This is a genomic window from Microbacterium sp. CH1, from assembly GCF_001595495.1.
GTDB lineage: Bacteria > Actinomycetota > Actinomycetes > Actinomycetales > Microbacteriaceae > Microbacterium.
The window spans coordinates 566,913-587,669 of sequence record NZ_LOSO01000011.1; the positions used below are offsets into that span (position 1 = coordinate 566,913).

General features: G+C 68.7%; 18 protein-coding genes, 1 tRNA gene and 1 pseudogene. 7 read left to right on the plus strand and 13 right to left on the minus strand.

The genetic code is table 11. The features are described 5' to 3' along the window. Window positions 1-51: 51 nt before the first annotated feature. Window positions 52-960, plus strand: coding sequence for a M23 family metallopeptidase (locus AUV07_RS06100; protein WP_062634625.1), 909 nt, complete (start codon window positions 52-54; stop codon window positions 958-960). On the opposite strand, the gene AUV07_RS06105 is transcribed toward AUV07_RS06100, so the two are convergent. The 3 genes from AUV07_RS06105 to AUV07_RS06115 all read right to left on the minus strand — a co-directional run bounded on the left by AUV07_RS06105 (window position 935) and on the right by AUV07_RS06115 (window position 2,801). Then, window positions 935-2,149 (minus strand): MFS transporter, encoded by a 1,215-nt coding sequence (locus AUV07_RS06105; protein ID WP_062634627.1) that lies wholly within the window; start codon window positions 2,147-2,149, stop codon window positions 935-937. The two genes, AUV07_RS06100 and AUV07_RS06105, sit on opposite strands and share 26 nt — an antisense overlap. Before the next feature lie 12 nt (window positions 2,150-2,161). Beyond that, window positions 2,162-2,235, minus strand: a tRNA-Ile gene (locus AUV07_RS06110). A 29-nt stretch (window positions 2,236-2,264) separates the two neighbouring features. After that, complete coding sequence (locus AUV07_RS06115) at window positions 2,265-2,801, minus strand: gamma carbonic anhydrase family protein (RefSeq protein ID WP_062634628.1); 537 nt, start codon at window positions 2,799-2,801, stop codon at window positions 2,265-2,267. Window positions 2,802-2,931: 130 nt separating this feature from the next. Here AUV07_RS06115 and AUV07_RS06120 point away from each other — a divergent pair, with 130 nt between their 5' ends. Next, window positions 2,932-3,417, plus strand: coding sequence for a Dps family protein (locus tag AUV07_RS06120; protein ID WP_025103404.1), 486 nt, complete (start codon window positions 2,932-2,934; stop codon window positions 3,415-3,417). A gap of 63 nt (window positions 3,418-3,480) precedes the next feature. Here the strand turns inward: AUV07_RS06120 and AUV07_RS06125 are convergent, their stop codons facing one another. From AUV07_RS06125 to AUV07_RS06145, 5 genes are read right to left on the minus strand one after another with little or no spacing between them, the layout of a single operon-like run. After that, on the minus strand, window positions 3,481-4,977 hold the full coding sequence (locus tag AUV07_RS06125) for an amidohydrolase (protein WP_062634630.1): 1,497 nt from the start codon (window positions 4,975-4,977) through the stop codon (window positions 3,481-3,483). Beyond that, a complete protein-coding gene (locus AUV07_RS06130; protein ID WP_062634632.1) occupies window positions 4,974-5,615 on the minus strand; it encodes an FMN-binding negative transcriptional regulator in 642 nt (213 codons plus the stop codon). Before AUV07_RS06130 ends, AUV07_RS06125 begins: the two co-directional genes overlap by 4 nt. 42 nt (window positions 5,616-5,657) lie before the next feature. After that, the gene (locus AUV07_RS06135) at window positions 5,658-6,656 is read right to left on the minus strand and encodes an Fpg/Nei family DNA glycosylase (protein WP_062634634.1); all 999 of its coding nucleotides are present in this window, start codon (window positions 6,654-6,656) and stop codon (window positions 5,658-5,660) included. A 1-nt stretch (window position 6,657) separates the two neighbouring features. Further along, on the minus strand, window positions 6,658-7,143 hold the full coding sequence (locus AUV07_RS06140) for a ribose-5-phosphate isomerase (protein ID WP_060922011.1): 486 nt from the start codon (window positions 7,141-7,143) through the stop codon (window positions 6,658-6,660). A gap of 31 nt (window positions 7,144-7,174) precedes the next feature. After that, window positions 7,175-8,359, minus strand: coding sequence for a ferrochelatase (locus tag AUV07_RS06145; protein ID WP_062634636.1), 1,185 nt, complete (start codon window positions 8,357-8,359; stop codon window positions 7,175-7,177). A 169-nt stretch (window positions 8,360-8,528) separates the two neighbouring features. On the opposite strand from AUV07_RS06145, the gene pepN reads away from it, so the two are divergent. From pepN to AUV07_RS06165, 4 genes are all read left to right on the plus strand, one after another. Then, window positions 8,529-11,081, plus strand: coding sequence for an aminopeptidase N (gene pepN / locus AUV07_RS06150; protein ID WP_062634637.1), 2,553 nt, complete (start codon window positions 8,529-8,531; stop codon window positions 11,079-11,081). An 81-nt stretch (window positions 11,082-11,162) separates the two neighbouring features. Next, a complete protein-coding gene (locus AUV07_RS06155; RefSeq protein ID WP_062634639.1) occupies window positions 11,163-12,239 on the plus strand; it encodes a mechanosensitive ion channel family protein in 1,077 nt (358 codons plus the stop codon). Beyond that, a complete protein-coding gene (locus AUV07_RS06160) occupies window positions 12,236-12,685 on the plus strand; it encodes a globin (RefSeq protein WP_025103396.1) in 450 nt (149 codons plus the stop codon). The genes AUV07_RS06155 and AUV07_RS06160 overlap by 4 nt, the downstream gene beginning before the upstream one ends. Continuing rightward, the gene (locus AUV07_RS06165; protein ID WP_062634640.1) at window positions 12,682-14,346 is read left to right on the plus strand and encodes an FAD-binding dehydrogenase; all 1,665 of its coding nucleotides are present in this window, start codon (window positions 12,682-12,684) and stop codon (window positions 14,344-14,346) included. The genes AUV07_RS06160 and AUV07_RS06165 overlap by 4 nt, the downstream gene beginning before the upstream one ends. 31 nt (window positions 14,347-14,377) lie before the next feature. Here AUV07_RS06165 and AUV07_RS06170 read toward each other — a convergent pair whose 3' ends face one another. Then, a complete protein-coding gene (locus AUV07_RS06170) occupies window positions 14,378-15,043 on the minus strand; it encodes a hypothetical protein (protein ID WP_062634642.1) in 666 nt (221 codons plus the stop codon). Between the two features lie 50 nt (window positions 15,044-15,093). On the opposite strand from AUV07_RS06170, the gene AUV07_RS06175 reads away from it, so the two are divergent. Next, window positions 15,094-15,981 (plus strand): acyl-CoA thioesterase, encoded by an 888-nt coding sequence (locus tag AUV07_RS06175; RefSeq protein WP_062634644.1) that lies wholly within the window; start codon window positions 15,094-15,096, stop codon window positions 15,979-15,981. A gap of 67 nt (window positions 15,982-16,048) precedes the next feature. On the opposite strand, the gene AUV07_RS06180 is transcribed toward AUV07_RS06175, so the two are convergent. The 4 genes and pseudogenes from AUV07_RS06180 to ettA form a co-directional block, all read right to left on the minus strand. Then, complete coding sequence (locus AUV07_RS06180; RefSeq protein ID WP_062634646.1) at window positions 16,049-18,262, minus strand: transglutaminase domain-containing protein; 2,214 nt, start codon at window positions 18,260-18,262, stop codon at window positions 16,049-16,051. Between the two features lie 60 nt (window positions 18,263-18,322). After that, window positions 18,323-18,412: pseudogene (locus AUV07_RS18085) on the minus strand (DUF2510 domain-containing protein); the annotation flags it as partial. Between the two features lie 102 nt (window positions 18,413-18,514). After that, on the minus strand, window positions 18,515-19,003 hold the full coding sequence (locus AUV07_RS06185) for an acyl-CoA thioesterase (protein WP_025103392.1): 489 nt from the start codon (window positions 19,001-19,003) through the stop codon (window positions 18,515-18,517). Between the two features lie 7 nt (window positions 19,004-19,010). After that, window positions 19,011-20,690: an energy-dependent translational throttle protein EttA gene (ettA, locus tag AUV07_RS06190; protein ID WP_025103391.1), complete on the minus strand. Its 1,680-nt coding sequence runs from the start codon at window positions 20,688-20,690 to the stop codon at window positions 19,011-19,013. Between the last annotated feature and the right edge of the window lie 67 nt (window positions 20,691-20,757).

Here is a 20,757-nt window from a genome sequence, read left to right on the forward strand (position 1 = left end):
CTGTCTCGACGATCTGCACTGGTCGCCTCGGGCGTCCTCGGTGGAGCGCTGATGCTCGGTTGGGAGGCCGTCGCACCCCAGACACCCGCGGATGCAGCGACGACGTATCTGCGTCCGTGCGGTTACGCCCCGATCTCGGACACGTGGCAAGGACACCGGAACCGCGGCTCCGCCGAGCCGGGCACCGACTACGCGGTGCCGAGAGGCACGCCCGTGTGGGCGGCGACGAGCGGCGTCATCGTCGACCGCAAGGACACGCCGTCGACGGCGACGGGACGCTACCTTGCTCTCCGCGCCGACGACGGCAACTACCTTCGTTACCTCCACCTGGACGCCAGCACGGTTCGTGTAGGGACCCGGGTTGAGCGAGGAGCGCTCATCGCCTATTCAGGAGCCTCGGGGTTCGACAGCGACACGGGATATGGCGCTCACGTGCATGTGTCGCTGTGGATCGGTGGGTCTCCGAACCAGCTCGGCTTCAAGAACACCGTCGACTTCGAGAACCACGTCATCGACACCAATCCCAGCCAACCCTCGACCTCGGAGGATCCCGTGCCCACCCATCAGTCGACCACCTACGCGTGGAACACCGTCATACCGGCGAACTCCTGGATCCCGGTCCGCGTGGGAGCGAACGAGAACTACGTCGCCGTGATCGGTCCGGGACGACGCGAAACCGGGGAAGCCGTCGTCAATCTGCGTGCCTCCGGGGTCACCTCCGCGCTTCAGATCCGACTGGTCGCCGAGACTCTCACCTCGGCAGGCACTGTCGCGCAGGCGATCCCCCAGCCCACGGCCGAGATCCCGAGGACCACGTCGAGCGACGGCATCACGCATGCCCAGTACGTGATGCCGTACGCCCTCACCGGTCCCGCCCGGATGTACGTCCACGTACGCTCCGTCGGTGGCAGCTCGAGGATCGAAGAAGTCACCATCAAGAAGAACTACTGGCCCTCCTGACCCCCAGCGCAGAGGGACGACGCCCTCGGGCTCCGCGCATGAGGAATGTCAGACCCGCGGCAAGGAATGTCCCGATCCCCGCGACGGCCAGTGCAACAGCAGGTCCGACGGCGACGAGGAGGGGTGCGGCGAGGGCCGTGCCTGCCACTCCGGCGGTCTGGTTGACGCTGCCCATCGCTGCCAGGGCACGACCGCGGGTGCTGTCGGGAACCGCCGACACGACGATGAGGCGGATCGCGGCGACTTGAATGGCGTTCGCGAGACCGGCGATCGCGAAGCCCGCGCCGGCGACGATGCTGTTCGGGATCACGCCGGGCAGGAGAAGGCCGATGCCCATTGCTGCAGTCGCGCCGAGCAGCCATGTCGAGGCGCGGCTCTCCGTGACCCGTGCACCGAGGCGCGATCCGAACAACCGACCGACGACGAAGCACTGGGTGAGGATCGCGACGCCGATGGGATCGAGGGCGAGGACGTCGAGGGAGTACAGCGTCTGCGCGGTCGAGAAGATCGAGGTGAACACGATCGCCAGGACGAGCCCGGTGAGGGCGGCACGCGCAGCCTGGTGCCGGAACAGGAGGGCGGGTGCTTCGGTGACGCGTTGCCACCAGGATGACGGCGTCGCCACCGGTTCCCACGCCTGTTGCGGATACCAGCGGGCGACGATGTCGAGGATGGCGACCGTTACGGCCTGGGCGAGGAACAGCCAGGAGAGGTCGAGGAACTGCACCGCGATCCCTCCGAGCAGCGGGCCGATGAGCCCGCCGATGAGCCGGGCGGTGTCCAGGCGAGCGAATGCTCGTGCGGTGGAGTCGGGGGCGTGCGACCGCGGGGCACGGTCGGCGAGCAGCAGGAGCGCGGCGGAGTCCAACGCGGACACGCACGCGCGAGCAGCGACCATGGCGATGAGCACCGCCGTGGTCGGCGCGGCCGCGGTGAGCAGGAGGATGACGACCTGCACGACCGCGGACACGACGACGACCGAGCGAGGTCCGAACCTGTCCAGCAGCGGGGCCGCGAGTGGGGCGAGGACGATGGCGGGGATTGCTGCCGAGAGGAGCACGGCGGCGACCGCCCAGCTCGCCGCTTCGCCCCGCGCAACCGTCACCATCACCGCCAGCATCGTCGCCGATGAGCTGACCGTGGCGATCAGGTGCGCAAGGGGAAGGGAGAGCCGGACGGCCGTGTTCATGGGATCCTGGAGTAGGGCGGGCGGGACTTGAACCCGCGATCGTTGGGTTATGAGCCCACTGCCTTAACCAGCTTGGCCACCGCCCCGTACCGCCCCAGCCTAGCGGGGCACGGCCTCACGCTTCGGTTGCGCGGGCGTGCGTCGCCGCGTGCTCCAGGTAGATCGCCGCGTTCGCCACCAGAGAGGCACGCTCGTCGTCCGACAACGCCCTGCGCACCTTTGCAGGCACGCCCGCGACCAGGGACCCGGGCGGCACCTCGGTCCCGCCGAGCACCACGGCGCCTCCAGCGACCAGGCATCCCTCTCCGATCACGGCGCCGCTGAGGACGACGGCACCCATGCCGATGAGGGAGCCGTCACCGATCGTGCAGCCGTGCACCACCGCGTTGTGCCCGATCGACACCCGTGACCCGACGAGGACGGGGTGCCCCGTGTCGACGTGGATCGACACGTTGTCCTGCACGTTGCTGCCAGGACCGATGACGATCGGCGAGGAGTCACCGCGAAGCACGGCGTTGTACCAGACGCTGGCACCGGCTCCGAGAGACACCGCGCCGACGATGCGGGCGCCGTCTGCGACGAAGGCCGTGTCGTCGAGCTCGGGGGTGCGATCCGGGAGGGCGAGGACGGAGGCGCCGGCAGCGATGCTCATGAGGCGAGACTACCCTCACTCCCCCGGAATCACGCGGAAGTGAGTGGAGCCTCAGCTTCCTTGCGGAATGCCTGAGCCTGAGTAACGTTGTACTCGTCAGACAGAGAACTTCATTCGGAGGAGCAAGAAGATGAGCAAGGCCCAGACCGTTTCCACCACCGCCATCGACCCGACTGTGGCCGCCGGTGCGGCGCAGTTCCTCTCCCCCGTCGTCCTCGGCCTCCAGGCGCTGACCGTCAACGGCAAGCAGGCGCACTGGCACGTCCGCGGCGCCAACTTCGTCGGCGTGCACGAGCTGCTCGACACGATCGTCGCCCACGCCGGAGACTTCGCCGACACCGCCGCCGAGCGCATCGTCGCTCTGGGCCTTCCGATTGACGCGCGCGTGAACGCCGTCGCCGAGAAGGCAGGCGCCACCGGCGTTCCGGCCGGCTTCGCGCAGTCGGACGAGCTGATCCGCGCCGTGATCGCCGACATCGACGCGATCCTCGTCGACGTGAAGGCGGCCGTGGAGGGCCTCGACGAGGTCGACCTCACGAGCCAGGACGTGGCGATCGAGATCCAGCGCGGGCTGGAGAAGGACCGCTGGTTCCTCGTGTCGCACATCGCGGCCTGACACCACGCACACGACGAAGGGCGGCTCCGATCCGGGGCCGCCCTTCGTCGTGTGCGCGCCGCCTCAGGCGACGTGCGTGAGGCGACCGCCGAGCAGCGTGGTGGTGACGGGCATCGTCCGGAGCCCCGCCGCGTCAGCGGTGCGAGGATCACTCCCGACGAGCACGATGTCTGCGCTCTGACCGGGACGGAGCGACGTGCGGACACTCGCTTCGAGGGCCTGATCCAGCGTCACCCGCTCCTCCGGATGCCAGGCGACCCGGTCGTCGTCGGTCCGCCAGACCGCCGCGGCGATCGCATGCCAGGGGTCGAGCGGCGCGACCGGCGCATCGGAGCCGAAGCGCACCTCCGCACCCGCCGACAGCAGCGAGGCGAGCGGGTAGCCGATCGCGGTCTGCTCCGCCCAGTGGTGCTCGACGAGGTCGCGGTCGTCCACCGCATGCTGGGGTTGGACGCTCGCGCGCACCCCGAGCCGCGCGAATCGGGCGAGGTCGGCGTGCCGCACCAGTTGCGCATGTTCCATCGACCCTGTGGCACCCGAAGCGCCGAAGGCGTCGAGGGCCGCCGTCACGGCGCGATCGCCGATCGCGTGCACGGCGACCTCGATCCCCGCTCCCGCCGCAGTGGTCAGCAGCGCCGTGAGTTCGTCCGGAGGCACCGTCAGCACCCCGTAGTTCGCGGGGTCGCCGGGGTAGGAGTGCGAGCACGCCGCGGTACGGGTGCCGAGTGAGCCGTCGCTGATCACCTTCAACGACCCGACCCGCACGAGGGACCCGACCAGCCCGGTCCGATCCGACACCGCAAGGCGCTCCCCCGAGCGGAGACCCGCGGTGATCGCCCGATCGAGATCCGCCGGATAGAACGCAAACTCGACGCGGTGCGCGGCGAAGCCCGCGAGGATCCGTCGCGGCCAGGCATCGGCGTTCCACGCCATGTCGAAGTCGACCAGACCGGTCACGCCGCGCGCCGCGGCCGCTGCCCCCGCACGGATGACCGCCTCATCGCTGTGGGCAGGGTCGACGGCATTGAGCCGCCGGGAGATCTCGAACGCGTCCTCCTCGCGGAGCAGACCGTCGTCCCCGCGGAAGCCTTCGCGCGCCAGAGCCGCCGAGTTCAGCCAGACGCTGTGCACGTCCGCATTGATCAGGTAGGTGGGCACGACGCCGGTCTCGGCATCGAGCGCGGCCACGGATGGCCGATCCGGCCACAGCGCGTCCCGGAACCCCGTGCCGATCCGTCGTCCGTCCGGCAGCACGGGCGCGTCGCCCATCAGCCGCGCGGCCCCGGCGGCGGAGTCCGCTTCGCCCAGAGCGACGCGCTCCGCCGCGAGGGCCCACTGCACGGTGTGCACATGGTTGTCCCAGAGCCCCGGCACCGCCCAGGCACCGTCGGCCTCGATGACCTCGCCGCGCGCCGGCAAGGCCCCGGTCGGCGCGATGTCGACGATGCGTCCGTCGGCGAGGTGGAGGTCGACGGGCTCATCGTCCAGCAGGAACTCCCGCCCCGGACCGACGGGGCGGACGGCACGAACCGTACCGACCTCGACGCCGAGGGCGCTCATGCCCCGCCACCCGTCCGTGCGTCCTGTGCACGACGCATCTCCGCGGCGAGGGCGGCGTTCGCGTACGGCCCTTCGGCGTGCAGCGCCGCGATCACCGCCTCGATGGTCTCCGCGGGCTTGTTCTGGCTCAGCTTCCGCTTGGCGACGACCTTCGTCGGGGTGAGCCGGAAGCCGACCGTTCCGGATTCGAGCCTCTCGATGAAGGCCGCGTCGTTCGGACGCTCCCACATCAGGCGCGGGTCGGGCAGGCGCGACTCGAATCGCGCGACCAGGGCATCGAGCACACGGAGGTTCTCCGCGGTGCTGAGGATCTCGGGAACGCCCGACAGGTGCACCGCGGTGTAGTTCCAGGTCGGGACCGCGGGAATGTCGCCGTACCAGCCCGGGGAGACGTACCCGTGCGGCCCCTGGAAGGCGAGCAGGATCTCCCGCTCCCCCAGGCCGTGGATGGCGTCGTCCGGGCGGCCCACGTGCCCCACGACCGTCAGATCATCGCGGTCGTCGTCGAGGAGGACGGCATAGTGCGAGGCGACCAGACCGTCCTCAGGCGCACTCACCACCGTCGCCCACGGGTTGGCGTCGATGACGCGGCGGATCTCGGCCACATCCGCGAGCGTGAAGCTCGGATTCTGTCGCATGGCTCCCAGCCTAGAGCGGCGGGAGCCCCGGGGATCCCGCCCTCAGGCCTGACAGCGCGGGCACCAGTACAGCTTGCGGGCGCCGATCTCCTCCAGCGCGATCTCGGTCCCGCAAACCCGGCACGGCAGGCCGGCACGGTGGTAGACCCAGTGCCGGTCGTCGCGCCTGGCCATGGCGGCGCGGTACTGCTCAGGGGACAGCCCGTCCATGGTCATCATCTGACCCGTCTCCACGCCGATGGCCAGCAATCGCACCCAGTCATGCCAGAGCGCCCTGACGACATCCTCCGGGACGTCGCGGCCCGGCGTGTGCGGGTTCAGCCGCTGCCGGTAGAGCATCTCCGCGCGGTACACGTTGCCGATGCCGCTGACGACCGACTGGTCCATCAGCAGCAGCGCGATCGGGGTCGGCTTCTTCCGCACGGCGCGGATGAACCGCTCCTCGTTCTCCGCCGGATCGCCGACGAGCGGATCGGGACCGAGCTTGGCCACCGTCGCCAGCATCTCCTCGGGGGTCTGCAACACGCAGGCGGTGGGACCGCGCAGGTCGGCCACCGTGATGTCGGTCATGAGGCGCAGCCGCACCTGACCCACCACAGGCGGCGGCCATTCGTCGATCTCGTCGGTGAGGCCCTTGGTCTGCTCGGACATCCGCACGTGGACCCTGGCGCGCCGCGGGGCCCCGATCGAGGCGAGGGAGTTCTCCCCCGCGTCGTCGAGGATCGCCTCGTCGAGAGTGGTGCCGCGCTGATTGGTCTGGCCCATCCGGCCGTTGGCTGACGCGATGGTGGGGTCGACGAGGATCTCCCCCGCGAAGTCCCAGGCACCGTAGAGACCGAGGTGCACGCGCAGCCAGAGGTCACCCTCCGCTTCGAGGAACATCTGCTTGCCCACGGCCTGCACGCTCACGGCCTGGCGTCCGTCGAGCACCGCGGCGCCCTCGGCGAAGCGTCCCTGCGGGCTGGAGGCCCTCATCGTCTTGCCGACGAAGTTGCGATCGAACTGCCGCGCGATGCGGTGGACGGAATGTCCCTCGGGCATGTCAGGCTCGGGGGTCCGGGAGGAGCGAGCCGTCGCGCTCGAAATCGGCGATCTGTCCGATGCGCCGGACGTGCCGCTCGTCGCCGGAGAACGGCGTGGCGATGAACCGGTCGATGAACGCCGTGACCTCGTCGTAGGTGTGCTGACGAGCTCCGATGGAGATGACGTTCGCGTCGTTGTGCTCCCGCGCGAGCTCGGCCGTGGAGAGGTTCCAGACGAGCGCTGCACGGACCCCGGCGACCTTGTTCGCCGCTATCTGCTCGCCGTTGCCCGAGCCGCCGAAGACGACACCGAGCGCCGGCACCCCGGTCGCCTGATCGACGACGACGGCCTGCGCCGCCCGGATGCAGAAGGCGGGGTAGTCGTCGAGCGCGTCGTACTCCACCGGACCGTGGTCGATCACCTCGTGACCTGCGGCGCGGAGATGCTCCTGCAGCCGGGTGGAGAACTCGAGTCCGGCGTGATCGGTGGCGATGTGGATGCGCATGGTCTCCATCCTAAGATCCGGTGTCCGCGACTCAGGGGGCGATGCCGGCCGCCGCGGGCTTGAACCCCGCGCGCACGTTCTCGCAGCACCCGGGACGGCAGACGTCGAACGCGCCGGGCAGATCGGTGACGTGCGGACGCTCCGCGTTCGGGCGACCCTGCAGGCGCTCCTCGATGAGGTCGACGATACCCTCCACGAAAGCCTCGCGGACACCGGGCGTCGGCGTGCGGACGAAGGCGAGGCCCGCCTCCTCCGCGGCCTCGGCGGCCTCGGTGTCGAGATCCCAGAGGACCTCCATGTGGTCGCTCATGAAGCCGACGGGGACCACGATGACCGCCTTGCGCCCGCGCGCCGGGAGCTCCGCGATCACGTCGCAGACGTCGGGCTCCAGCCAAGGCTGCGACGCGGGGCCCGAACGGGACTGGTAGACGAGCTCCCAGGGCACGTCGGCGGCTCCCGGGACGGCGGCCCGCACCTGCTCCATCGTCCACTCCGACACGGCGAGGTGCTGCGCGGCATAGGCCCCGCCTTCGCCCCAGTCGATGTCGCGGGCGCCGGAGCGCTCGGCGTCGGCGGTCGGGATGCTGTGCGTGGAGAAGAGGACCTGGATCTCGGTCGGCGCGAAGCCCTGGTCGAGGTAGCCCTGCACCGACTCCCGCACGCCCGCCTCGAAGGCTTCGACGAAGCCGGGGTGGTCGTAGAAGGGGCGGATCTTGTCGATGGTGACCGTCTCGCCGAGGCCGGTGTCGGTCAGCACGCGGGCGAAGTCCTCGCGGTACTGGCGGCAGCTGGAGAATGAGCTGTACGCGCTCGTGGCGAAGGCGAGGAGGGTGGTGTGGCCGTTGGCGGACGCCTCGGGCAGCACGTCCTCGAGGTACGGACCCCAGTTGCGGTTGCCCCAGTACACCGGGAGGTCGATCCCGCGGGCCACGAGCGCCTTCTCCAGCGCGTCCTTGAGCACGCGGTTCTGGCCGTTGATCGGGCTCACGCCGCCGAAGTGACGGTAGTGGTGCGCGACCTCCTCCAGCCGCTCGTCAGGGATGCCCCGACCGCGCGTCACGTTCCGGAGGAAGGGGATCACGTCCTCCTGGCCCTCCGGGCCGCCGAAGCTCGCCAAGAGGATGGCGTCGTAGGCGACGGGCGTGGTCACATAGGGGTCGCCGCCGGCAGCGGCGGGCGAGGCAAAGGGAACGACATTCGGCTCGATCGCGGTCACCCCTCCATCTTCCCACCTCCGCGGACGACGAGCGTCCGCACGACCGTGACTATCCCCGGTTCGTGAGGATCGACGGCGCGCGCGCCGCTCTGGCGTAGGCTGTCATGGTTGCCGTCGGCGCCAACTGCGCCGACCCCGGTTACATCCCCTCACCCCTGGGAGTACAGCTTTGCCTGGAGAGAACCTCACCCGAATCGAAGCGCAGGAGCGCCGCGATGTCGTCGACACGCACTCCTATGAGGTCGCCCTCGATCTGACCAAGGGCGCCGAGGTCTTCGGCTCCCGGAGCGTCGTGCGCTTCTCCGCGTCCCCCGACAGCTTCACCTTCATCGACCTCATCGCCCGCGACGTGCGCGAGATCTCGCTCAACGGAGAGCAGCTCGACCCGCGCGAGGTCTTCGCCGACTCCCGGATCGCACTCGCCGGACTGCAGGAGGAGAACGTCCTCGTCGTCGACGCCGACTGCCTCTACACCAACACCGGCGAGGGCCTGCACCGCTTCGTCGACCCGGTGGACGGCGAGGTGTACCTCTATTCGCAGTTCGAGGTGCCCGACTCCCGCCGCGTGTTCGCCGTCTTCGAGCAGCCCGACCTCAAGGCCACCTTCCAGTTCACGGTGACCGCCCCCGCGGAGTGGAAGGTCGTCTCCAACTCCCCCACCCCGGAGCCCATCGTCCACGACGACGGGGTCTCGGCCACCTGGGGCTTCGAGCCCACGCCCCGGATCTCCTCCTACATCACGGCCCTCGTCGCCGGACCTTACGAGGCCACCTTCTCGGAACTCACCAGCGCCTCGGGCCGCGTGATCCCGCTCGGCGTCTACGGACGCAAGAGCTTCTGGCAGCACCTGGACGCCGACTACATCTTCGACAAGACCCGTGAGGGCTTCGCCTACTTCGAGTCGAAGTTCGGCGTTCCGTACCCGTTCGCCAAGTACGACCAGCTCTTCGTGCCCGAGTTCAACGCCGGCGCGATGGAGAACGCGGGAGCGGTGACGTTCACCGAGACGTATGTCTTCCGCAGCAAGGTCACCGACGCCGTCAAGGAGCGTCGCGTCGTGACGATCCTGCACGAGCTCGCCCACATGTGGTTCGGCGATCTCGTCACCATGAAGTGGTGGAACGACCTCTGGCTCAACGAGTCGTTCGCGGAGTGGGCGTCCACCATCGCGACGGCCGAGGCGACCGAGTGGACCGAGGCGTGGACCACCTTCAACGCGATGGAGAAGACCTGGGCCTACCGCCAGGACCAGCTCCCCTCCACGCACCCGATCGTCGCCGAGATCAACGACCTCGAGGACGTGCAGGTCAACTTCGACGGCATCACCTACGCCAAGGGCGGCTCGGTCCTCAAGCAGCTCGCCGCGTGGGTCGGCATCGAGGCGTTCTTCGCCGGTGTCTCGCAGTACTTCCAGAAGCACTCCTGGGGCAACACCGAGCTCAGCGACCTCCTGACGGAGCTGGAGGCCACGAGCGGCCGCGATCTCGGCACCTGGTCGAAGAAGTGGCTGGAGACGGCCGGTGTGAACACGCTCGAGCCCGTCGTGGCCGAAGACGACAACGGCAGGATCTCGCGCTTCGCCATCACCCAGACGGCTCCGGCCGACTACCCGACCATCCGTCCGCACCGTCTCGGCATCGGCTTCTACTCGCTACAGGACGGCGCCCTCACGCGCACCCATCACATCGAGGTCGACGTGGACGGCGACCGCACCGAGGTCCCCGAGCTCCAGGGCCTCGACCGTCCCGACCTCATCCTCCTCAACGACGACGACCTCGCGTACGCGAAGATCCGTCTCGACGACAAGTCGCTCGCGACCGCGATCGCCCACCTCGCCGACATCCACGATCCCCTCGCCCGCTCGCTCGTCTGGGGAGCAGCCTGGGACCAGACCCGCGACGCGGAGACGGCGGCGTCCGACTACATCGACCTCGTTCTCGGCAACATCGGCCGGGAGACCGAGTCCACCACGGTCCGCACCACCCTCGCGCAGCTGCGCACGGCGGCGACCCTGTACGTCGCCCCGGCGGAGCGCGAAGCCGCACGGCTGAAGGTGGCGGATGGCCTCTGGGCACTCGCCGAGTCGGCGGAGGCCGGCAGCGACAGCCAGCTCCAGTTCGTCACCGCCTTCGCGAACAACCTGGTGACGCCGGAGCACGCCGGCATCGTCGGGCGTCTGCGCTCGGGTGAGGAGACGCTCCCCGGGCTCGACGTGGACGCCGACCTGAGCTGGCAGCTCCTCGTCGGCCTTGCGACGATCGGTGCGACGGACGCCGGGGCCATCGACGCCGCGCTCGCCGCCGACAACACCGCGAAGGGTGCGGAGTTCGCCGCGCAGGCGCGCGCCGCTCTTCCGGACACCGCCGCGAAGCAGGAGGCCTGGGACGCGCTGATCGCGCGCGACGACGCCCCGAACACGATCGTCCGCTCGGCGGCCCTTGGCTTCGTCCACCCGGCGGGTGTGGAGGTGCTGGGCACCTTCGTGCCCCAGTACTTCGACATGCTCCTGCCGGTGTGGGAGTCGCGGACCTACCAGATCGCGCAGTACCTGATCGTCGGGCTCTTCCCCACCGCTCTCGCCGACGTCGCGCTGCGCGACGCGACGCGGGGCTGGCTCTCCGAGCACCAGGACGCGCCGCCCGCTCTGCGCCGTCTCGTGCTGGAGAACCTCGCGGACGTGGAGCGCGCCCTCGCCGCGCAGTCCCGCGACGCCGAGGACTGACCCTCCACCGCCGACACTGAAACGGGCCTCTGCCGCCGCTCTTCCAGCCGGCGCAGAGGCCCTCTCGGTACCATCGAGACGATGCTGATTTCCGCTGAGACGACCCCCACGCCGACGCCCGCCGAACTCCCCGCGTGGGTGGTGGATATGCTCGCGCTGCTGACCAAGGTCGGCGGCAAGCTCCTGCAGATCGCCCTGATCATCGGCGCCTGCGTCCTCATCGCGCTCGTGCTGCGCCGGGTGATCAGGCGGGTCGTGCACCGCATCGTCGACACCGCCAAGAACAAGGCCGCCGTCGACGACACCCAGGCACTCGAACGCTCCCCGCTGGCCGACATGCGACTGGTCCAGCGCACCCGCACACTCGGCACCATCCTGCAGAACATCGTCAACGTGATGCTCGTGATCATCGCGATCATCCTCATCGTCAACGCGATCGACAATGCTCTCCTCGGATCGCTCACCCTTCTCACGGCGGCGGTCGGTGCCGGTCTCGGTTTCGGCGCCCAGAACATCGTCAAAGACGTACTGAACGGGATCTTCCTCGTCGCCGAAGACCAGATCGGCATCGGCGACGTCGTCGACCTCGGGCTCGCGAGCGGCGTCGTCGAGTACGTCAGTGTGCGCGTGACCCAGGTGCGGGACGTGAACGGGACCCTCTGGTACGTGCGCAACGGCGAGGTCACCCGGATCGGGAACATGTCGCAGGGCTGGGCACGTGCCATCGTCGACATCGGTGTGGCGCCGGATTCCGACCTCGAACAGGTCGAGCACATCCTGCTGGAGACGGCGCAGGGCCTGGCGAAGGACCCGAAGTGGCGCACCCGTATCGTGGAGAAGCCGGAGCTGTGGGGCCTGGAGTCGGTGGACGGCGACGCCCTCGTGGTGCGCGCCGTCATCAAGACCAGGGCGAACGCGCGAGACGACGTGGCGCAGGAGCTCCGACGCCGTCTCCGAGCCGCTCTGTTGGAGAAGGAGATCGACGTGCCGCGTCTCGCGGACGTCGTGCCCACCGGATTGGAGGGTGCGCGCCGCGTCCGGGGCGCCAACCCGCCGAAGACGCGCCCCAACGCCGTCACCGGGGTGCCCGTCATCCCGGATCGCGGCATCTGGCGGCGCAAGAAGAACACCGGCGGCGACGGGAGTGCAGACAAGTGACGTTCTACGACGAGGTCGGCGGGCGCGAGACGTTCGCGAAGATCGTCTCGGTGTTCTATCGCGAGGTGGCCCTCGACCCCGTGCTCAAGCCGATGTATCCGGAGGAGGACCTCGGTCCGGCTGAGGAGCGCCTGCTCCTGTTCCTCGAGCAGTACTGGGGCGGCCCGAGCACCTACGGCGAGACCCGCGGCCATCCCCGCCTGCGGATGCGTCACATGCCCTTCCGGGTCGACCCCGACGCCCGCGATCGTTGGCTTCGTCATATGCGCACGGCCGTGGACGAGGCGCAGTTGTCCCCGTTGCACGAAACCACCCTCTGGGACTACCTGGAGCGCGCCGCCTATGCCATGGTGAACACATTCGAGCCGTCCGGCATCGGCACGGCACCCCAGGGGCGCACGACCCTGGAGACCCGCTCCCGTCAGGAATCAACGGAGACCCCATGACGACCACACCCCCGACCGCAGACGTCCTGGTGATCGGTTGGGGGTTGGCCGGTCTCGTCGCCGCCGCGGAAGCCCTCGAGGCCGGACGTCGGGTCGTCATCGTGGACCAGGAACCGCGGACGAACCTGGGTGGGCAGGCGTGGTGGTCCTTCGGCGGGCTGTTCCTCGTGGATTCTCCGGAACAGCGCCGTCTCGGCATCACCGACTCGCTCGAGCTCGCAACCCAGGACTGGTTCGGCACCGCCGGATTCGACCGCCCCGAGGACGAGTGGCCCCGGCGCTGGGCCGAGGCCTATCTGCAGTTCGCGGCCGGCGAGAAGCGCTCGTGGCTCCGCGCCCGCGGTGTCGGCTTCTTCCCGGTGGTCGGCTGGGCCGAACGGGGCGGCTACGGCGCCCTCGGTCCGGGGAACTCGGTCCCTCGCTTCCACATCACCTGGGGCACCGGGCCGGGGATCGTCGCGCCGTTCGCTGCCGCCGTCGAGCAGGGAGAGCGCGAGGGACGGCTCACCGTCCTCGCCCGACACCGCGTCGAGGAACTCGTGCTCACCGATGGGCGCGTGACCGGTGCGCGCGGGAGCGTGCTGGCGTCGGACGGTGCCGCCCGGGGCGTCCCGTCGTCCCGAGACGTGATCGGCGCGTTCGAGATCGACGCGACGGCGACGATCGTGGCCTCCGGGGGCATCGGCGGAAACCATGACCTCGTCCGCGCGGCCTGGCCCTCGCGCCTCGGCACGCCCCCGGTGCACATGCTCTCCGGCGTGCCCGCCTATGTCGACGGCTCGATGCAGACCGTGAGCGCCGCCGCCGGAGCCCGCCTCATCAACGGCGACCGGATGTGGCACTACGTGGAAGGCATCACCAACTGGGACCCGGTGTGGCCGCAGCACGGCATCCGCATCCTGCCCGGGCCCTCGTCGCTGTGGCTCGACGCGACCGGACACCGGCTCCCCGTTCCGCTCTACCCTGGCTTCGACACCCTCGGCACGCTCGAGCACCTGCGGCGGACGGGCCACGACCACTCCTGGTTCGTGACCTCGCGGCAGATCGTGGAGAAGGAGTTCGCGCTGTCCGGTAGCGAGCAGAACCCGGATCTCACCGGCAAGGATGTGGCCCTGCTCCTCAAGTCCCGCCTTGCGAAAGGGCCGACCGGACCCGTGCAGTCGTTCCTCGACGAGGGCGAGGACTTCATCGTCGAGAACGACCTGGAGTCCTTGCTGGAGCAGATGGCGGCCCACCCCGGGGGCGAGCTCCTGGACATCGACGCCGTGCGCCGCGAGGTGGTCGCCCGCGACCGGGAGATGGCCAACGACTTCAGCAAGGACCCGCAGATCGGCATGCTGCGCTCGATGCGGGCCTATCGCGGTGACAAGCTCATCCGCACCGCGGCCCCGCATCGGCTCCAGGACCCCGCCGCCGGGCCGCTGATCGCGGTCAAGCTGCACGTGCTCACCAGGAAGTCCCTCGGGGGGATCAACACGGATCTCGACGGTCGCGCCCTGGATGGAAGCGGCGCGCCGATTCCCGGTCTCTTCGCCGCGGGCGAGGCCAGCGGCTTCGGGGGCGGAGGCTCGCACGGCTACCGCGCCCTGGAGGGCACGTTCCTCGGCGGGTGCCTGTTCTCCGGCCGTCAGGCCGGACGCGCAGCGGCGGCCCTCGGCTGATCCCGAGCTGCCCGCCGGTCCCGTGGTCGCCTCAGGCGCGGGTGCCGGTGGCTCGCACGCCGGTCAGCCCGGAGGCCACGGGACCGCGGGCGAGCACGTGGCCGCGGCGGAACGCGAGCCGCGTCCAACGACCGGAACGCGTGACGGGCACGTCCTCTTCGCCGGAGATGAAGCCGAGCGCGTCTGCCGCGAAAGCGACGCCGCGCGGCAGGCCGCCGAGGTCGTCGTCCGGCTCGCCCCAGATCGCCGCACGGAGCGCGCGCACCGCCTCTTCGCCGGATCCCGGTCCCGCACCATGCGCGACCGCGGAGATGCCCCACTGCGCGCGCTGCGCGATGACGGAGGCGGGAAGGACGCTTTCCACTGTCCAGCCCTGCCGAGGCGGGGCGACGCCGGCCCACGCGGGCGATAGCGCGGTCTCCGGGAGCGCCAGGCGCTGCGGGTCGTCCGTCGGGCGCAGGGCGTCGATCACAAGGTCGCACTCGAGCTCCGGGTCGGCACGGACGATGCGCATGGCAAGGATCGTCGGCGTCTGATCGAAGAGCCCCTGAGGCGCGAGGACCGCCGTGGTGAGGGCCAGCACGCCCTGATGAGCCTGCAGACGCACGCCCTCGTCGGACACCCGGGCCGCGCGGCCGGCGAACGTGAGGACATCCTTCGCCGTGTCCGGATCGGCGAGCAGGAGCTGAGGGGTCACGCGTTCTAAACTACCAACGAGCGGCGACCCCGGGCCGCGGAGGGGAACACATGAGCGCCGACGAGCACGCCATCCAGACCGTGGAGCGTCTTCTCGACGTCCTCGACCTCGACGCGACCCAGGCGCGGACCACGGAGGACATCTTCACCGGCTCGTCGCACCCGATGCCGAGCGGCCGCATCTACGGCGGGCAGGTACTCGCGCAGACCCTCGTGGCCGCGGAGCGCACGCTGCCGGAAGACCGCGCCGTCCACTCGATGCACGGCTACTTCCTTCGTCCCGGCGATGCGAGCCAGGGCATCACCATCGCCGTCGACCGTATCCACGACGGCCGCTCCTTCTCCACCCGCCGCACCCAGGCGTACCAGAACGGCGTCCCGATCTTCTCGATGATCGCCTCCTTCCAGGATGCCGACCCCGGGGTGGAGCACGCGGAGCCGATGCCCGCAGGCGTGCCGCTCCCGGAGGACCTCGCCCCCGATGAGGACCGTGTGCCCGGACTCGCCGGAGGCGCACGACGCATGCTGAGCGAGCGGGCCGCCGACATCCGTCACGTCGACTCCCCCCTCTATCTGCCGAACGATGACGAGAGGGTTCCGCGGCAGTCGGTGTGGATGCGACTGCGCGCCCCGCTCCCCGACGACCAGCGGCTGCATCGTGCCGCGCTGGCCTACCTCAGCGACATGACGATCCAGGAGTCGATCCTGCGCGCGCACGGGGTCTCCTGGTCACTCCCCGGGCTGAAGGTCGCGAGTCTGGACCACGCGATGTGGTGGCATCGCCCGGCGCGTGTGGACGAATGGCTCCTCTACGTGCAGGAGTCGCCAAGCGCCCGCGGAGGTCGCGGACTCGCGACGGGGCGCGTGTACACCCGAGAGGGCACGCTGGTGGCGAGCGTGGCGCAGGAGATCATGATCCGGGTCCCCGAGGGTCGCTGAAGCAGCGTCGTACCGGAGGAAGCCCTCAGCGCCGCTCTGACGGCTTCCCCCGGGACGTCGATGCGGACTAGGGCGTCGTGTAAGCGCCCTGGTACATCGGGACGATCCATCCACTGTCCTTCGTCGACCGCTCGGCGACACCCGTGAAGTCCGCCTCGTTGATCAGCAGGTACTTCGTGATGTCGTCGGTGTCGTTCCAGGTGGTGTCGACGGCCTTCCACACGCCATCCACCTTGACGTGGTTCCACGCATGGCCCGATCCCGAGTCTGCGATGATCCCGCTGACGTAGATGGACTCGAGGCCTGCCTTGCGGGCGAGAAGGTTGAAGGTATCGGCGTATCCGCCGCAGATCACCCGCTTGTCGATGAGTCCCCCGCGGGCGTCGGAGTACCGCTGGTTGTCCTCGATGAGACGACCGAAGGTGCTCTCGATCCCCGCGAGTGCCTCGTAGTCGTACTCCATGTTCTCCACGATCCACTTGTTGATCGCGGTCACCTTCTCCGTGTCGCTCATTCCCTCCGCGATCGCGGCCGAGATCGCCTCGTCAGCCAGATCGTTGACCTGGGACTGATCCTCCTTCGCGGTGGAGCGGTAGTTCACGTAGAGGTTGTTCCCGGAGAGCCGGTAATCGTCGACGGAGACCCGCACCATCGGGTTCTGCCGAATCGCCTCGTAGATGGCCTCGTCCGGCGAGGGATATCCAGGGGTCTCCACGAACTTCGTCATGTCGATGAGGCGTGTGCCCGCGACCATGTGGCCGGCGAGGAAGGTGCTGAACTCGTTGCTCCCGTACACGTCGTATTCAGAGTCCGGAACCTCTGCGACCGGCTTCATCTCCGCGAAGGCGTCGAGGGACATCGTGGGGTCCTGCGCGATGGTGTCGTCGCCGGTGGGAAGGACCTCGGTCTCAGCACGGTGGTTGTACGCCTGGGCGTTCGCGATGGACTGCGCGAGCCACTCCTCCTGCGAGACGCCATCCGGCATGACCGCGGTGATGTTGTCACGCATCTTGGTGCCGAGAACGCTGAAGGGCATACTGGCGTACCAGGCGCCTCGGCCGTCTAGGTACCAGAAGTCCTCGTACTTGACCTCGATCGCATCGACGTCGATCCGCACGCCCATCTTGGCCGTGTCCCCGTTGAGAGTGGTGACCGGGTACCAGGTCGGCAGCGTCGTGAGGTCACCGGCATCGACCGGGAAGAGGTCGCGAGCCTGCCAGTATGCCTTCTCGTACGGGAAGCTTCCGATTTCGTCCTTCACCTCCTTGAGAGACATGCGCGTTCGTTCCGAAAGGTCGTCGGAGACGGCGATGACAGCGAGGTCAGCCTTGGAGCGCACGACCTCGAGACCGGACGCGGACCCGAAGTTGAGCTCATCGGCCGAGTCGTAGGTATACAGGGCCAACTCACGGTTCGCGACTGATTTCTCCTCGTAGTCCAGCACTGCCTTGGACTCCCAGGAGGTTTCTGTGGTCTCTGCGATGACCTCGGGCCAGACGGTCTTCTCTCCGGTGTACTCGCCGTCGACCAGATAGTCGGAGGCACGCGTCTTGATGAGGTAGTACGTGAAGTCCTCGCTCATTCCCTTCGGCTCGTCCCAGGACAGCTTGACGGAGCCGGGCGCCTCGCCGACGGAGGTTCTCAACTCGATGGGGTCGTGGAGGACGTCCTCTTCATCAGCGGCCTCGATCGTGTGCACGATGGGAATGTCGAGCTTCTTGCCATCCTTGTCGAACCGCTGGACGACGTAGTACCGAGCCATCTCGGTCCACATGGTCGCCGTCTCCGCCTCATTCCAACTCACCCTGAGATCCTCGGGAAGACCGAGGTCGCTGGACAGCGCCTTCTCGGAGTCGAAAGACCATTTGTACGTGGAGTTATCGAGAACGCTGACCTCTGCGGTGCGATCTCCGTCGAACCAGAACACCGAGGAGAACTCGGGCATGATGGTCAGCTCGTCGTTGAGGTACACGTCGATGACACCATGGGCGAGCTTGCCCTCCTCGTTCGCAGGAGCGAGGGTCTCCGGATCGACCTCGAAGGGAATCTCCAGGGGCTCATCCGGCTGCAGATAGGTGACCGGCTCCCAGAGGTACCCGCCAGCCTCGACCGGCTCACTCGATCCACCGAGCCCGCTTCCTCCGGTGAGGTTGTTGACCACCACGATGCCACCCGCCACGAGAGCGACCGCGGCGACCCCACCGAGAACGGAGAGAACAACTTTCCTGCCCTTCCCCTTCTTGTTCTGTTCGGGAAGGTCGTCCGGCGAGTGCTCCGGCATGGCGGGCTGCTCGGCGGTCCGATGCTCGTGCTGCCCTGGGAGTTCCTGGTTCGGCGTTTCAGGGCGATTGGTGTGCGCGGTCCACCGATACCCATCCCACCACCGGTGAAACCGCGAGTCCTCCGGGTCCGGATACCATCCCGGTGCCACATTGCTCAAGTTGCTGCCCTCCGATGCGCAAGTCGATAAACGTCTCCCTTGAGACTATTCGACGCGCGCAGGAGCGACCGGCGACGGTGTCGTGCCGATCGCTCAGCGGTGGGCGTACTCGATGGAGGGGCCGACGTACGGCTCCCACGCCTCACGCATCTCGGCCGTCAGACGCGTCGGCCGCCCGGTGCCCGCATCGACGAGCACGATGATGGCCGTGGAACGCGCGTACAGCTCACGCGGCTCGGCGGCGGGGTCGTTGTGCACCTCGTAGCAGACCTCGACGCTGGAGCCGCCGAGCTTGCCGAACCACATCTGCACCTCGAGCGGGCGCCGCTGGTACGGAACCGGAGCGAGGTACTCGATCTCCTGCCGCGCGATGAGCGTCAGGATCCCCTCCTCGATCCCGGAGTCGAGGACGGCGGTGGACGGCGCCTCCTCGCCGGGCCCCGCACGCCAGAACGCGCGGACGCGCGCCTCCTCGAGCAGCTTGAGCATCGAGGTGTTGTTGACGTGGTTGAACGCATCCAGATCGCCCCAACGGAGGTGGATCGGGATGTGCAGGCGGGAACCCGGCGAGTCGGTGCTCATGGCCACCTCAGTCGCGGGTGAGCTTGCGGTGCGTCGACCGGTGGGGCTTCGCCGCATCCGGGCCGAGACGCTCGATCTTGTTCTGCTCGTAGGCCTCGAAGTTGCCCTCGAACCAGTACCACTGGTCGGGCTTCTCGTCCGTGCCCTCGTAGGCGAGGATGTGCGTCGCGATCCGGTCGAGGAACCACCGGTCGTGGGTGATAACCACCGCACAGCCGGGGAACTCGAGCAGCGCGTTCTCCAGGGAGCTCAGCGTCTCGACGTCGAGATCGTTGGTGGGCTCGTCGAGAAGGAGCAGGTTGCCGCCCTCCTTGAGGGTGAGCGCGAGGTTCAGACGGTTGCGCTCACCACCGGAGAGCACGCCGGCCTTCTTCTGCTGGTCCGGGCCCTTGAACCCGAACTTCGAGACGTAGGCACGCGACGGGATCTCGGTCTTGCCGACCGTGATGAAGTCCAGACCGTCGGAGACGACCTCCCACAGGGTCTTGTTCGGGTCGATCGACGACCGCGACTGGTCGACGTAGCTGATCTTGACGGTCTCGCCGATCTTGAGATCGCCGCCGTCCAGGGGCTCCAGCCCGACGATGGTCTTGAACAGGGTCGTCTTTCCGACGCCGTTCGGACCGATGACGCCGACGATGCCGTTCGGCGGAAGGCTGAAGCTCAGGCCGTCGATGAGCGAGCGGCCGTCGAAGCCCTTCTTGAGGTTCTTGGCCTCGATGACGACGTTGCCGAGTCGAGGACCGGCGGGGATCTGGATCTCCTCGAAGTCCAGCTTCCTGGTGCGCTCCGCCTCGGCCGCCATCTCCTCGTACCGGGCCAGACGCGCCTTCGACTTCGTCTGACGGCCCTTCGCGCTGGAGCGGACCCAGTCGAGCTCGTCCTTCAGGCGCTTGGCGAGCTTGGCGTCCTTCTTGCCCTGGATGTCGAGGCGCTCGGCCTTCTTCTCCAGGTACGTGGAGTAGTTGCCCTCATAGCCGATGAGGCGTCCGCGATCGACCTCGGCGATCCACTCGGCCACGTGGTCGAGGAAGTACCGGTCGTGGGTGATGGCGATCACGGCGCCCTTGTACGACTGGAGGTGCTGCTCGAGCCAGAGCACGCTCTCCGCGTCGAGGTGGTTGGTGGGCTCGTCGAGGAGCAGCAGGTCGGGCTTCTGCAGCAGCAGCTTGGCCAGCGCCACACGGCGCTTCTCGCCGCCGGAGAGCGGAGCGATGGCCGCGTCGCCGGGCGGGGTGCGGAGGGCGTCCATCGCCTGCTCGAGCTGGGAATCGAGGTCCCAGCCGTCCGCCGCGTCGATCTCCTCCTGCAGCGTCCCCATCTCCGCGAGGAGCGCGTCGAAGTCCGCGTCCGGATCGGCCATCAGCGCGGAGATCTCGTTGAACCGGTCGACCTTGGCCTTGATGGCGATGCCGTCCTGGATGTTCTCGAGGACCGTCTTCGACTCGTCGAGCTCCGGCTCCTGCATGAGGATGCCGACGGAGTACCCCGGCGAGAGCTTGGCCTCTCCGTTCGACGGGGTGTCGAGCCCGGCCATGATCTTCAGGATCGTCGACTTTCCGGCGCCGTTGGGGCCGACCATGCCGATCTTCGCGCCCGGCAGGAACGCCATCGTGACGTCGTCCAGGATGAGCTTCTCACCCACCGCCTTGCGGGCACGAACCATGGAGTAGATGTACTCAGCCACCGAAAACCGCTCCTTCTGTTGGCGTCGAAGATCGACACTCCAGCCTACCGGCCGCGAGTGGGCTTAT

Bases quoted from the DNA above. Each gene is read 5' to 3' on its own strand.
- AUV07_RS06100 (WP_062634625.1), top strand. From the start codon at position 52: ATGCTCGGTTGGGAGGCCGTCGCACCCCAGACACCCGCGGATGCAGCG.
- AUV07_RS06105 (WP_062634627.1), bottom strand. From the start codon at position 2,149: ATGAACACGGCCGTCCGGCTCTCCCTTCCCCTTGCGCACCTGATCGCC.
- AUV07_RS06115 (WP_062634628.1), bottom strand. From the start codon at position 2,801: ATGAGCATCGCTGCCGGCGCCTCCGTCCTCGCCCTCCCGGATCGCACC.
- AUV07_RS06120 (WP_025103404.1), top strand. From the start codon at position 2,932: ATGAGCAAGGCCCAGACCGTTTCCACCACCGCCATCGACCCGACTGTG.
- AUV07_RS06125 (WP_062634630.1), bottom strand. From the start codon at position 4,977: ATGAGCGCCCTCGGCGTCGAGGTCGGTACGGTTCGTGCCGTCCGCCCC.
- AUV07_RS06130 (WP_062634632.1), bottom strand. From the start codon at position 5,615: ATGCGACAGAATCCGAGCTTCACGCTCGCGGATGTGGCCGAGATCCGC.
- AUV07_RS06135 (WP_062634634.1), bottom strand. From the start codon at position 6,656: ATGCCCGAGGGACATTCCGTCCACCGCATCGCGCGGCAGTTCGATCGC.
- AUV07_RS06140 (WP_060922011.1), bottom strand. From the start codon at position 7,143: ATGCGCATCCACATCGCCACCGATCACGCCGGACTCGAGTTCTCCACC.
- AUV07_RS06155 (WP_062634639.1), top strand. From the start codon at position 11,163: ATGCTGATTTCCGCTGAGACGACCCCCACGCCGACGCCCGCCGAACTC.
- AUV07_RS06165 (WP_062634640.1), top strand. From the start codon at position 12,682: ATGACGACCACACCCCCGACCGCAGACGTCCTGGTGATCGGTTGGGGG.
- AUV07_RS06175 (WP_062634644.1), top strand. From the start codon at position 15,094: ATGAGCGCCGACGAGCACGCCATCCAGACCGTGGAGCGTCTTCTCGAC.
- AUV07_RS06180 (WP_062634646.1), bottom strand. From the start codon at position 18,262: ATGCCGGAGCACTCGCCGGACGACCTTCCCGAACAGAACAAGAAGGGG.
- AUV07_RS06185 (WP_025103392.1), bottom strand. From the start codon at position 19,003: ATGAGCACCGACTCGCCGGGTTCCCGCCTGCACATCCCGATCCACCTC.